The organism is Micromonospora sp. (assembly GCF_048594385.1).
Lineage (GTDB): Bacteria > Actinomycetota > Actinomycetes > Mycobacteriales > Micromonosporaceae > Micromonospora > Micromonospora wenchangensis.
In genome coordinates this window covers 1-11568 of sequence record NZ_JBMDWU010000216.1, presented here as the reverse complement: position 1 = coordinate 11568, position 11568 = coordinate 1, and the positions used below count along the sequence as shown (strand labels likewise).

At 73.3% G+C, this 11568-nt stretch carries 13 protein-coding genes; 6 read left to right on the top strand and 7 right to left on the bottom strand.

Going from position 1 to position 11568, the window contains the following annotated elements; translation table 11 throughout:
* Positions 1 to 244 precede the first annotated feature (244 nt).
* The 3 genes from ACOJTC_RS11755 to ACOJTC_RS11745 form a co-directional block, all read right to left on the bottom strand.
* Positions 245 to 1978 carry a DEAD/DEAH box helicase gene (locus ACOJTC_RS11755; protein ID WP_420116871.1) on the bottom strand — a complete coding sequence of 578 codons (1734 nt, stop codon included), beginning with the start codon at positions 1976 to 1978 and terminating at the stop codon, positions 245 to 247.
* 164 nt (positions 1979 to 2142) lie between these two features.
* Positions 2143 to 2793 carry a trimeric intracellular cation channel family protein gene (locus ACOJTC_RS11750; RefSeq protein WP_363656439.1) on the bottom strand — a complete coding sequence of 217 codons (651 nt, stop codon included), beginning with the start codon at positions 2791 to 2793 and terminating at the stop codon, positions 2143 to 2145.
* A 41-nt stretch (positions 2794 to 2834) separates the two neighbouring features.
* Complete coding sequence (locus ACOJTC_RS11745) at positions 2835 to 3059, bottom strand: DUF3039 domain-containing protein (RefSeq protein WP_176739083.1); 225 nt, start codon at positions 3057 to 3059, stop codon at positions 2835 to 2837.
* A gap of 84 nt (positions 3060 to 3143) precedes the next feature.
* On the opposite strand from ACOJTC_RS11745, the gene ACOJTC_RS11740 reads away from it, so the two are divergent.
* Both ACOJTC_RS11740 and ACOJTC_RS11735 read left to right on the top strand, forming a co-directional pair.
* Positions 3144 to 4070 carry a pseudouridine-5'-phosphate glycosidase gene (locus ACOJTC_RS11740; RefSeq protein ID WP_420116870.1) on the top strand — a complete coding sequence of 309 codons (927 nt, stop codon included), beginning with the start codon at positions 3144 to 3146 and terminating at the stop codon, positions 4068 to 4070.
* Positions 4067 to 4975: a carbohydrate kinase family protein gene (locus tag ACOJTC_RS11735; RefSeq protein ID WP_420116869.1), complete on the top strand. Its 909-nt coding sequence runs from the start codon at positions 4067 to 4069 to the stop codon at positions 4973 to 4975. The genes ACOJTC_RS11740 and ACOJTC_RS11735 overlap by 4 nt, the downstream gene beginning before the upstream one ends.
* A gap of 33 nt (positions 4976 to 5008) precedes the next feature.
* Here the strand turns inward: ACOJTC_RS11735 and ACOJTC_RS11730 are convergent, their stop codons facing one another.
* The gene (locus ACOJTC_RS11730) at positions 5009 to 5368 is read right to left on the bottom strand and encodes a DUF3099 domain-containing protein (protein ID WP_194821888.1); all 360 of its coding nucleotides are present in this window, start codon (positions 5366 to 5368) and stop codon (positions 5009 to 5011) included.
* Between the two features lie 103 nt (positions 5369 to 5471).
* Between ACOJTC_RS11730 and ACOJTC_RS11725 the strand changes: the two genes are divergently transcribed.
* A complete protein-coding gene (locus tag ACOJTC_RS11725) occupies positions 5472 to 5759 on the top strand; it encodes a hypothetical protein (RefSeq protein ID WP_281899565.1) in 288 nt (95 codons plus the stop codon).
* Between the two features lie 14 nt (positions 5760 to 5773).
* Positions 5774 to 6085 carry a hypothetical protein gene (locus ACOJTC_RS11720; protein ID WP_204923970.1) on the top strand — a complete coding sequence of 104 codons (312 nt, stop codon included), beginning with the start codon at positions 5774 to 5776 and terminating at the stop codon, positions 6083 to 6085.
* A gap of 10 nt (positions 6086 to 6095) precedes the next feature.
* On the opposite strand, the gene ACOJTC_RS11715 is transcribed toward ACOJTC_RS11720, so the two are convergent.
* The 3 genes from ACOJTC_RS11715 to ACOJTC_RS11705 all read right to left on the bottom strand — a co-directional run bounded on the left by ACOJTC_RS11715 (position 6096) and on the right by ACOJTC_RS11705 (position 9300).
* Positions 6096 to 7295 carry a low temperature requirement protein A gene (locus ACOJTC_RS11715; protein ID WP_420116868.1) on the bottom strand — a complete coding sequence of 400 codons (1200 nt, stop codon included), beginning with the start codon at positions 7293 to 7295 and terminating at the stop codon, positions 6096 to 6098.
* 56 nt (positions 7296 to 7351) lie between these two features.
* Positions 7352 to 7927: an HhH-GPD-type base excision DNA repair protein gene (locus ACOJTC_RS11710; protein WP_420116867.1), complete on the bottom strand. Its 576-nt coding sequence runs from the start codon at positions 7925 to 7927 to the stop codon at positions 7352 to 7354.
* Positions 7928 to 8076: 149 nt separating this feature from the next.
* A complete protein-coding gene (locus ACOJTC_RS11705) occupies positions 8077 to 9300 on the bottom strand; it encodes a S8 family peptidase (protein ID WP_420116866.1) in 1224 nt (407 codons plus the stop codon).
* A 190-nt stretch (positions 9301 to 9490) separates the two neighbouring features.
* On the opposite strand from ACOJTC_RS11705, the gene ACOJTC_RS11700 reads away from it, so the two are divergent.
* Positions 9491 to 10975: a DUF7059 domain-containing protein gene (locus tag ACOJTC_RS11700; protein ID WP_420116865.1), complete on the top strand. Its 1485-nt coding sequence runs from the start codon at positions 9491 to 9493 to the stop codon at positions 10973 to 10975.
* Entirely contained in the window at positions 10975 to 11397 is a 423-nt protein-coding gene (dtd, locus tag ACOJTC_RS11695) for a D-aminoacyl-tRNA deacylase (protein WP_420116864.1), read from the top strand. The genes ACOJTC_RS11700 and dtd overlap by 1 nt, the downstream gene beginning before the upstream one ends.
* Positions 11398 to 11568 lie beyond the last annotated feature (171 nt).

The window sequence follows — 11568 nt, the reverse complement described above, 5'->3', positions numbered from 1 at the left end:
CAACAGGCCCCTCACCCATCCCGCCAGGCGGCGGGGGGGAGCCCCCACCGGCGCCCCCCCCCCCGGCCGTTCCCGGCTGCACCCACCCCTCCCCGCCCCCGGCTTCTCCCGCCACCGGACCGGTGATCAAGAGGTTCGCGTCACCATCCCACCGATTTCCGACCCGAACCTCTTGATCACCGGCAAAAGCCGGGGATCCGGGGGCGGGGAGAACGGACGGGAGGGCGGGAGGGAACGGGGGCCGTCAGAGGGTCTGGACGGTGGCTATGCGTTCTTCGAGCTGTTCGATGGTCGCCTGGGCGCTGGGCGGGCCACCGCAGAGTCGGCGCAGCTCGGCGTGGATCTTGCCGTGGGGCAGGCCCGTACGGTGGTGCCGGGCGGCCACCAGAGCGTTCAGTTGACGCCGTAGCGCCACCCGACGCTGGGCGGCACTCAGAGGTACGGCGGGCGCCGCCGGGGCCGCAGCGGCCGGCTCAGCGGCCTGGACGGCCGCCCGACGCCGCTGCGCGGCGAGCTGGTCGGCCTGCCGTTTGGTCAACAGCAGCGACACCTGGTCGGCGGTGAGCAGACCGGGCAGCCCCAGGTACTCCTCCTCCTCCGGGGTGCCGGCCTGGGCGGCGGTGCCGAAGGACGCCCCGTCGAAGATCACCTGGTCCAGTTCGGCGGTCGCGGACAGCGCGGTGAACCGCTTCTCCAGCTCGCCGCTGGCCTGCTCGTCGCGCTGGGCGCGCTCCAGCAGGTCGTCGTCGAAGCCCTCGCGGTCCTTGGGCTTGCCGAGCACGTGGTCCCGCTCGGCCTCCATCTCGCTGGCCAGGCCGAGCAGGTGCGGCACGCTCGGCACGAACACCGAGGCGGTCTCGCCGGGGCGGCGGGCCCGGACGAACCGGCCGATGGCCTGCGCGAAGTACAGCGGGGTGCTGGCGCTGGTGGCGTACACCCCGACCGCCAGCCGGGGGATGTCCACGCCCTCGGAGACCATCCGGACCGCCACCAGCCACCGCTGCTCGGACGCCGCGAACGTCGCGATCCGGGCGGACGCGCCCTGGTCGTCGGAGAGGACCACGGTGGCCTTCTCCCCGGTGACCTGTTCGATCAGCTTCGCGTACGAGCGGGCGTTCTGCTGGTCGCTGGCGATGATCAGGCCACCGGCGTCGGCCATCCCGGCGTTGCGCAGCACGGTCAGCCGGGCGTCGGCCGCCCGCAGCACCTGCGGCATCCAGTCCCCGGCCGGGTCGAGTGCGGTCCGCCAGGCCTGGGCGATCAGGTCCTGGGTCATCGGCTCGCCGAGCCGCGCCGCCAACTCGTCCCCGGCGTTGGTACGCCAGCGGGTCTCCCCCGAGTACGCCAGGAACAGCACCGGGCGCACGACGCCGTCGCGCAGCGCGTCGGAGTAGCCGTAGACCGAGTCGGCGCGGGACCGCAGCAGCCCGTCGCCGCCGCGCTCGTAGGTGACGAACGGGATCGGGTTGTCGTCGGAGCGGAACGGCGTACCGGTGAGCATCAGCCGGCGTACCGCGGGTTCGAAGGCGTTCTTGACCCCGTCGCCCCAGGACCGGGAGTCCCCGGCGTGGTGGATCTCGTCGAGGATGACCAGGGTGCGGCGGGTCATGGTGCGCCGCCGGTGCACCTGGGGGGCCATCCCGACCTGGGCGTAGGTGACGACCGCGCCGTGGAAGTCGGCGGCGGAGTGCAGGTCGGCGTTGCGGAACGCGGAGTCGAGCTGGATGCCGACCCGGGCGGCGGCCTGCGCCCACTGGGTCTTCAGGTGCTCGGTCGGGGCGACCACGGTGACCGCCTCGATGGAGCCGTCGACCAGCAGCTCGGCGGCGATCCGCAGGGCGAAGGTGGTCTTGCCGGCACCGGGGGTGGCGACCGCGGTGAAGTCTTCGGTACGACGGCGCAGGTACTCCACCATCGCCTTGCGCTGCCAGGCGCGCAGGGGCGGGAACGTCTCCAACGCCGGCAACCGGGGTGCCACCCGAGGCTCCTCTCCGACCGCACGAGGCGGATCCGGGCCGAGGGCCACGGTACCGCCGCCCATGAAAACGCCTCCGCGCAGAGCATGCCGCGAAGGCCGGCCCAGCATAACCAGCCGGGCCCGGCAACCCCAGCCGACACCACGCCGACCGGTCCCGCCGCCGGTCAGCGGGGTGGACGACCGAGGCCGGTCTCCGGCGGACGCATCGTCGCCACCGGCGCCGACCACCGTCGCCGCAGCGCCACCAGGCGCAGCACGAAGACCAGCAGCGCCGCCGCGGTCAGCCCGCCCGCTCCGGCGTATCCCAGCGCCGACAGCAGCACCACCATGATCGAGCCGGCGAGTGCGGCGACGGCGTAGATCTCCCGGCGCAGCACCACCGGGATCTCGGCGGTGAGCAGGTCCCGGCCCAGCCCGCCGCCGATCGCGGTGAGCATGCCGATCACCACCGCGCCGACCGCCGGCACCCGGGCGTCGAGCGCCTTGAGCGTGCCGGTGACGGTGAACAGGCCGAGCCCGGCGGCGTCGAGCACCAGCACGGTGGTGCGCAGCCGGGCGAGCTGCGGGTGCAGCCAGAACACGGCGCTGGCGGTGACCGCGGCGGTGGCGGCGTAGCGCCAGTCGGCGAAGGCGAGCGGCGGGACCTCGTCGATGACCAGGTCGCGGAAGATCCCACCACCCAGCGCGGCGACGAACCCGACGAAGACGACGCCGAACAGGTCGAGCCGCTTCGCCACCGCCGCCGAGGCGCCGGAGGCGGCGAAGACGGCCACCCCGGTCAGGTCGGCCAGGAGCAGGGCGGTGGAGGTGGTCACACCGCCGAAGGTTACGGGGGCGGTCCGGCGGACCGCCCGGATCACTCGCGGTACGAGTCGTAGATCTCCTTGCACTTCGGGCAGACCGGCGAGCCGGGCTTGGCGGCCTTGGTCACCGGGAAGGTCTCGCCGCAGAGCGCCACCACGTAGGTGCCCATCACGGCACTCTCGGCGATCTTCTCTTTGCGTACGTAATGGAACATCTCGGGACCCGTGTCGGCGTCCTTCAACTCGGGACGCTCAAGAACCTCGGTACTCACAGTCACACCTCCAACTGCACAAGTTTGGCAGGTCGGCCGGGTCCGGTCCACCGCAGCCCACCCCGACGGCGGCCAGTTACGGTAGCTGACGTGACCACCTTTCACATCCGGCCCGGTACCGAGGTCGACGAAGCCCTGCGTGACGGCCGTCCCGTCGTCGCCCTGGAGAGCACGATCGTCTCGCACGGTCTGCCCCGACCGGACAACCTGCGGGTCGCCCGGCAGATCGAGCAGACGGTACGCGACGCCGGGGCCGTCCCGGCCACCATCGGCATGATCGCCGGCGAACTCGTCGTCGGCCTCGGCGACGCCGAGCTGACCCGGCTCGCCACCGTCGATCCGGTGGCGAAGCTCTCCGTCCGCGACCTCGCCGTGGCCGCCGCCACCGGTGCCGACGGGGCCACCACCGGGGCCGCCACCAGCGCGGTGGCCGCCGCCGTGGGGATCGGCGTCTTCGCCACCGGTGGACTGGGCGGGGTGCACCGGGAGGCCGCGCAGACCTTCGACGAGTCGGCCGACCTGGTCACCCTGGCGCGTACCCCGATCACGGTGGTCTGCGCCGGGGTCAAGTCGATCCTCGACGTCGGGGCGACCCTGGAGCGGCTGGAGACCCTCGGCGTCGGGGTGGTCGGCTACCGTACCCGGCGTTTCCCCGGCTTCTACCTGACCGAGTCCGGGTTCGACCTGGACTGGTCGGTGGACTCCCCCGAGCAGGTCGCCGCGGTGCTCGCCGCCCGCGAGCAGCACGGGGTGCACGGCGGCGGCCTGATCGTGGCCAACCCGCTCCCGGTCGACGAGCAGCTCGACCCGGCGCTGCACGACCGCACCCTCGCCGAGGGTCTGGCCCGGTTGGGCCGCGAGGGCGTCACCGGCAAGGCGGTCACCCCCTTCCTGCTGGCCTACTTCCACTCGGCCACCGAGGGCGCCAGCCTGGCGGTCAACGTCCGGATCATCCTGCGCAACGCCGACCTGGCCGCCCGGATCGCGGTCGCGGCGGCCGGACGCGCCGCCGCATGACCGCTCCCGGTCGGATCGTGGTGGTCGGCGACCTGATCACCGACGTGGTCGCCGTGCTGGCCGGAGCGCTGGCCACCGGCTCGGACACCCCGGCGACCATCAAGGTCACCGGCGGCGGGCAGGCGGCCAACACCGCCGCCTGGATCGCCGCCCAGCACGCGCCGGTGACGCTGGTCGGGGCGGTCGGCGACGACAGCGCCGGCCGGGACCGGGTGGCCGAGCTGCAACGGGCGGGGGTGGACTGCGCGGTCGAGGTGCACCCGCAGGCCACCACGGGAACGGTGATCGTGCTGGCCACCGCCGACGAGCGGACCATGGTCACCGAGCGGGGGGCGAACCTGCGGCTGACCGCCGATCATGTGGACCGGGCCCTGGCGGCGCTGCCCGACGCCACCCACCTGCACCTGTCCGCGTACTGCCTGCTGGACGCCGGGTCGCGACCGGCCGGACTGCGCGCGTTGGCCGCCGCCCGCGAGCGTGGGCTGACCACCAGCGTCGACGCCGCCTCCGCCGCGCCGCTGCGGCGCATCGGTGCGGCGGCCTTCCTGTCCTGGGTACGCGACGTCGACCTGCTGCTGGTCAATGCGGACGAGGCGGGGGTGCTGGCCGGCGGGTTGGATCCGGCGGCCCAGGCACGGGCGTTGTCGGCGGCGGCCCGTCGGGTGGTGGTCAAGCGGGGCGGGGCGGGCGCGATCTGGGTGGACCGGCGGGCCACCGTCGGGGTGACGCCGTCGTTGCGGGTCGCCGTGGTGGACGTCACCGGGGCGGGGGACGCCTTCGCGGCCGGCCTGCTCACCGCCTGGACCACCGGCGCGACCCCGAGGGCCGCGTTGACCCGGGCCGCCGACCTGGGCGCCCTGGCGGTCTCGATGGTGGGTGCCCGGCCGGAGGCGACCGGCGGGTAACGGTGCCGGCCACGCCCGCACCGGCCGGCCCCGTCAGGGTTCGGCGTCGATGATCCGGTGCGGGCGTTCCTCGGCGGTGAGGCTCATCGGCGGGGTCTCGTCGCGGTGCCGGGGCTGGAACCTCGTGGCCAGCCGGTGTTCCTCCTTGGGCGGCCGGTCGTTGGCGAGCAGCACCGCCAGCCAGGGGATGAGGATCATGCCCAGCGCCACCAGGGGCAGCCAGAGCCAGAGCAGCGGGGCCTTCGTGCCGACCAGTACCGCTCCGGCGATCACGCAGGCCACCCGGATGCCCATCATCAGCACGTACCGCTTCTGTCGGCTGGTGAGCTGGTCGTCCTGGCTGCGCGAGGCGTCGGTGATCAGAATCGGCTGGTACGCCTGACGCTTCACCATGGACCTCCTGAGGGGATTACCCACCATCCTGTCACCGCATCACCTTGATCAGCGAAAATCGACGCATACCGGAATCGTGTTACGTCCGTGGTACGCTCCGGCGGTGGGCAGCCGGTTCAGCTTCACCGAGGAGGCGTTGGCCAACCTGCGGGTCTACGACGTCACCCCCGGGGAAGTCTGGGAGGCGCTGCACAGCACCCGCCGGGTGATCCGGCACCTCGGCGAGGACCTGACGGTCGTCTACGCGGCGAGCGGTCGCGGCCGGCGGCTGGCCGTCCTGCTCGCCGAGGCCGACGGCACCGACCACGACTGGGACGTCCTCTCCGCCCGCGACCTGAGCGACGTCGAGGCCAAGCGCTACGACGAGACCGTGCGGAGAACGCGCCGATAGAGGAGGCGACGGCGATGAACCGTGACGAGGCCATCAAGCGATTCCACGGCGGCGACGACACGTTCGCCGAGCTGATCGACGACAGTCAGCCGGTGGAACTGCCCGCCCCCGACACCGACGTACCGATGGTCAGCCGTTCGGTACGCCTGCCGATGGACACCTACGACCGGGTCCGGGCGGCGGCCGAGGCGCGCGGCATCGGCGTCACCACCCTGATGCGGCAGTGGATCGAGGCCGGCCTGGCCGACCTGGACGATTCGGCCACCGTCTCGCTCGCCGACGTACGCCGGGCGCTCGCCTCGCTGTCCCGCCCCACCGCCGCCTGACCGGCCCGGCTCACAGGGCCGGGTGGGGCTGCTCCGGGGCCTGCCCATACGCCCGGCGGTAGTCGGCGACGGTGATCGCCGCCAGCACGGCGGCCGCTGCGGCCAGTGCCACCACGGTCGCCGTCCGGGTCACGACGGGCACCAGCGCGGCCAGGGCGAGCACCCCGACGACCCGGGACCGGGAGACCCGCCCGAAGATCTCGTACTCGAAGCGGGCGCGGGCGACCAGGAAGACCGCCGGGCCGCCCATCATGAAGACCGCCCAGGACGGTTCGGTGCGCTGGTACGGGTGCACGATCGCCAGCTCGTAGCCGACGGCCGTGGCCAGCACCCCGGCGACGATCACCAGGTGGGTCCAGCTCACCGACTCCCCCAGCCGGCCGGGCCGGTCGGCCACCCGGATCGCCTCGGTGAGCAGGTGACCCGCCCGGTGGAAATAGATCCGCCAGAGCAGCACGGTGGTGACGAAGGACAGCAGGAAGGCCCCCGAGCTGGCCCCGGAGAAGCTGTACCCGCTGAAGGACAGCCCGATGATGAGGATGTTCTCGCCGAGGGCGATCAGGAAGAACTGCTGGTAACGCTCGGCCAGGTGCTCCCCCAGCACCGCCCAGGTGGAGGTGCGGGTCGCGCCGAGCCGGGGCACCGGCCAGCCGAACATCAGCCCGGCGTAGTCGACGACGACGGCCAACGACCAGCAGGTCAGCCGCCACGGCCCGGTGAACACCGCGCCGAGCACCCAGGGCACCGCGCTCATCACCGCCCAGGCCACCACCCGCACGGTGACCAGGCGTCGTGGATGCCCCCGCAACGCCAGCGTGAGGAAGAGCGGTCGCCCCACCTGCACCGCCACGAACGCGAGGGCGAAGGCCAGCCCCCGGCTGTCGAAGGCCCGTGGGGCGGCGACCGCCATCACCATGCTGCCCAGCATCGAGTAGACCACCACGAACTGGATCTCCGGACGCTCCGGCTCGTACCGGCTGGTGACCCAGGCGGTGAACGTCCAGACCGCCCAGAAGGCCAGAAAGATCACCAGGGTCTGGGTGATCTCGGCCAGCAGATCCTGACGGACGACGCTCAGGTCGTCGATGATCCGCTGGGACACCCGGGTCAACGCGAAGACGAACACCAGGTCGAAGAAGAGCTCCAGGAAGGTGGTCCGGGGTGAGCTCAGCCCGCCGCGCAGCAGCGCCGCCCCCCGCTCGTCCGCCATCGTCCACCCGTCGCCGCTGTCGCGGATCTCAACGAACCGACCCGGTTCCGGTTGCGTCAGTCCCTGTCCGCCTTCGCCGCCGCCTTCACCTGCTGCTTGTACTCGCGCACCCGGCGCAGCGACTCCGCGTCGGTGACGTCGGCGACCGAGCGGAAGGTGTCCGGGTCGCCGTACCCGCCGGCGGCCTCCCGCCAGCCGTCGGGGCGCACGTCGTACCGCTTGCCGAGCAGGGCGACGAAGATCTGCGCCTTCTGGGTGCCGAAGCCGGGCAGGTCGGCGATGCGGCGCAGCAGTTCCCGCCCGTCGCCGACGTCCGCCCAGAGCCGGCCGGCGTCGCCGGCGTACCGGTCGACCAGCACCCGGCACAACTCCTGCACCCGGCCGGCCATCGCCTTCGGGACCCGGTGCAGCGCGGGTGGCCGGGCGAAGACCTCGACCAGCTCCGCCGGGTCGTAGTCGGCCAACTCCCGGGCCTCCGGGTCGTGCCCCAGCCGCTGGGCGAGCACGTACGGCGAGGAGAACGCCTTCTCCATCGGCACCTGTTGGTCGAGCAGCATCCCGGTCAGCAGGGCCAGTGGGCTGCGCTCCAGCAGCCGGTTGGCCTCGCCGTCGATGGGCAACGAGAGCGTCATGCCCCCATCCTGCCCGTCCCGGCCGTCCGCCCGGCCGACATCCGCCTCCGGCCCGCCGGGCGGGAGGCGTCCGGACGCAAAGCGGCCCGGTGGACACAGCGCGGCCCGGTGGACACGGGTGTCCACCGGGCCGTCGGTGCGCGAAGGCGTCAGTTCACGACGTAGAGCAGCCGGTTCGGCGAGCCCGAGCCGGGGCTGGTCACCACGTTCGGGGTGGCGCTGCCGGTCAGCGAGCTGGCGACCTGCGCCGGGGTGTACGAGGGGTTGGCCGACAGGACCAGGGCGGCGGCACCGGCGACGTGCGGGGACGCCATCGAGGTGCCGCTGATCGAGTTGGTGGCGGTGTCGTTGGTGTTCCAGGACGAGGTGATGTTCGAGCCCGGCGCGAACAGGTCGACGCAGGTGCCGTAGTTGGAGTAGGAGGCCCGCGCGTCGGTGTTGGTGGTGGCGCCGACGGTGATCGCCGAGGCGACCCGTGCCGGGGAGGAGCTGCAGGCGTCGGCGCTGGAGTTGCCGGCCGCCAGCGCGTACGTGATGCCCGAGCTGATCGAGCTGGCCACCGCGTTGTCGATGGCGGTGCTGGCCCCGCCGCCGAGGCTCATGTTGGCCACCGCCGGCTTGACCGCGTTGGCGGTCACCCAGTTGATGCCGTTGACCACGGCGGTGGTGCTGCCGCGCCCCCGGCAGTTGAGCACCTTCACCGCGACCAGCTGCACGCCCTTGGCCACCCCGTACTTGGTGCCGCCGACGGTGCCCGCGACGTGGGTGCCGTGGCCGTTGCAGTCGGTGTTGTTGGAGTCGACCGCGTTGGTGCCCCAGGTGGCCCGGCCGCCGAAGTCGGTGTGGGTGGTCCGGATGCCGGTGTCGATGATGTACGCCCGCACGTTGGTGGCCGTGTTCGGGTAGGTGTAGCTGGAGTTCAGCGGCAGGTTGCGCTGGTCGATGCGGTCCAGGCCCCAGGACGGCGGGTTGGTCTGGGTCGCCTGGACGGTCATCACCCGGTCCTGCTCGACGTAGGCCACCGACGGGTCGGCGGCGAGCCGGCGGGCCTGGCTGGCGCTCATCTTGGCGCTGAACCCGGTGAGCGCGGCGCTGTAGACGTCGGCGACGTTGCCGCCGTACCGCTTGGTGAGGCTGGCGGCGCGGTCCGGCACGGCGGTCCGGGCGGTGCGGCTGTTGGCGGCGCCGACGGCCTCGCCCTTCAGCACGACCAGGTAGCTGCCGCTGATCGCGTCCGGGGCGGAGGCGTAGCGGATCTGGCCGGTGGGGGCGGCGAGGGCGGGGGCGCCCGCGGCGACGGAGAGGGCCGCGGCGGCGGCCGCGACGGCGACCGCGCGGATCGCGCGACGCCGGGGGACGGACACGTCGGACATCGTCTGAACTCCCTACCGGGTCCGTCCGGGCAGGCAGGGGCCGTCCGAACGTCCCATCGACGGATGTTGGAGGGAATGCTAACGAGACATCGACGTACGTAACAGAGATAACGGCCGGGGGATTGAGCTGGTGTTATGGAAGTCAACGGGTGCCCGCCACCACCGGCCCCCGGCCAGGCAGGATGACGAGGTGGACCGTTACGACATGCTGCTCTCCCCCGCCGGCGTCGATGCGCTGCGCACCGCGCTCACCAGCGCCGACTTCACCGCCAACGGCATCGCCGGCCGGCTCGGGCCGCAGGCCACCGGCGGGGTCGCCCGCAACGACTTCCGGGCCGCGCTGCGCGCCACCGAGGAGCGGGACCCGCTGGCCACCCTGATCCGGGTGTTCGTCTGCGACCAGACCGAGCCCGAGTCGGCGGTCGCCGCCGCGCTCGCCCCGCTCGACCTCGCCGAGGCCGTCGCCGCCGGCCTGGTCGAGCCGTCCGGCGACGGGCTACGCGCCGGGGTCGACCTGGAGCCGTACGGGGACCACTGGTGGGTGCTCGCCGACGTGCCGGCCAGCGCCCGCCCGGGCCGGCCGCTGCCCAGCGAACACGTGCTCGGCATCGGCGGGGCCACCCAGACCCTGATCGGGGCGACCGTCCGCTGCCCGGTGGACACCGCGCTGGACCTCGGCACCGGCTCCGGTGTGCAGGCCCTGCACCTGGCGACCCGGGCCCGGCGGGTCACCGCCACCGACGTGTCGCAGCGGGCGCTGCGCTTCGCCGCCACCACCGCCGCCCTCAACGGGCAGGACTGGGAACTGCTCCGCGGCGACCTGGTCGCCCCGGTGGCCGGCCGCCGGTTCGACCTGGTGGTCAGCAACCCCCCGTTCGTGGTCGGGCCGGGCACCACCACCCACGTCTACCGGGACTCCGGCCGGGTCGGCGACGCGATCGGCGCGGAACTGGCCGCCGCCGCCCCGGGCCTGCTCACCGAGGGCGGCACCATGCAGTACCTGGCCAACTGGGTGCACGTCGCCGGGGAGGACTGGGCGGAACGGGTGACCGGCTGGTTCGCCGGCACCGGCCTGGACGCCTGGGTGATCCAACGCGAGGTCGCCGACCCGATGGCGTACGTCAACCTGTGGCTGACCGACGTCGGCGAGGCGGCCGACCCGCACCGGGCGGCGGCCTGGCTGGACTGGTTCGACGCGCACAAGATCGAGGCGGTCGGGTTCGGCATCGTCTCGCTGCGCCGGGGCGGACACACCGATCCCGCCGTCCGGGTGGAGGATCTGCGCCAGCGGGTCGAGGCCCCCCTCGGCGACCAGGTGGCCGCCTGGTTCGACCGGCAGGACTTCCTGCGCGCCCGGGGCACCGACGGGGTGCTCGACGCCCGCTACCGGGCCGCCCCGGGGCTGCAACTGCGGCAGGAGGCGACCATCGGCGACGAGGGCTGGTCGGTGGACCGGCAGGTCCTGACGATGCCGCACGGGCTGCGCTGGAGCGAGGAGATCGACCCGCTGGTGCTGGCCCTGGTCGGCGGCTGCGACGGGCGGTTGCCGCTGCGCGACCAGCTCGCCCTGCTCGCCGCCGCGCACGACGTCACCACCGACGAGCTGGCCGAGGCGGCCGGCCCGATCGTGGCGCACCTGGTCGAACGGGGCATCGTCGAGCCGGTGACCGACTGATGCGGGCGGTGGTGCAGACCGTCGGCCGGGCCAGCGTCACCGTCGACGGCGAGGTGGTCGGCGCGATCACCGACGGCCTGCTGGTGCTGCTCGGGGTCACCCACACCGACACCCCCGAGCTGGCCCGCACGATGGCCCGCAAGGTGCACGAGCTGCGCATCCTCGACGACGACCGCAGTGCCGCCGACACCGGCGCCCCGATCCTGCTGGTCAGCCAGTTCACCCTCTACGGCGACACCCGCCGGGGCCGTCGGCCGAGCTGGACCGCCGCCGCCCCCGCCGACGTGGCCGAACCACTTGTCACCGCCGTGGTCGAGGCGCTGCGCGCCCGGGGCGCGACGGTCGAGACGGGCCGCTTCCGCGCCCACATGCTCGTCGAGAGCATCAACATCGGCCCCCGCACCCTCCTCCTGGACCTCTGACCCGCCCCTCCCACCCCCGCCACCCGCCCCAGCCCCGTCGCCTCCCCCGCCCCCTCCGCCCTGCCCGCCCCGCCCCGCGCCCGCCTCGGTGATCAAGAGGTTTGCGTCAAGTTTGATCTTCAGAATGACGCAAACCTCTTGATCATCGGGGCGAGGCAGGGCGGAGGGGGC

What these genes read in the sequence shown, in the direction of transcription:
- ACOJTC_RS11735 (WP_420116869.1), top strand. Translation starts at nt 4,067, where the DNA reads ATGACCGCTCCCGGTCGGATCGTGGTGGTCGGCGACCTGATCACCGAC.
- ACOJTC_RS11730 (WP_194821888.1), bottom strand. Translation starts at nt 5,368, where the DNA reads ATGGTGAAGCGTCAGGCGTACCAGCCGATTCTGATCACCGACGCCTCG.
- ACOJTC_RS11720 (WP_204923970.1), top strand. Translation starts at nt 5,774, where the DNA reads ATGAACCGTGACGAGGCCATCAAGCGATTCCACGGCGGCGACGACACG.
- ACOJTC_RS11715 (WP_420116868.1), bottom strand. Translation starts at nt 7,295, where the DNA reads ATGGCGGACGAGCGGGGGGCGGCGCTGCTGCGCGGCGGGCTGAGCTCA.
- ACOJTC_RS11710 (WP_420116867.1), bottom strand. Translation starts at nt 7,927, where the DNA reads ATGACGCTCTCGTTGCCCATCGACGGCGAGGCCAACCGGCTGCTGGAG.
- ACOJTC_RS11705 (WP_420116866.1), bottom strand. Translation starts at nt 9,300, where the DNA reads ATGTCCGACGTGTCCGTCCCCCGGCGTCGCGCGATCCGCGCGGTCGCC.
- dtd (WP_420116864.1), top strand. Translation starts at nt 10,975, where the DNA reads ATGCGGGCGGTGGTGCAGACCGTCGGCCGGGCCAGCGTCACCGTCGAC.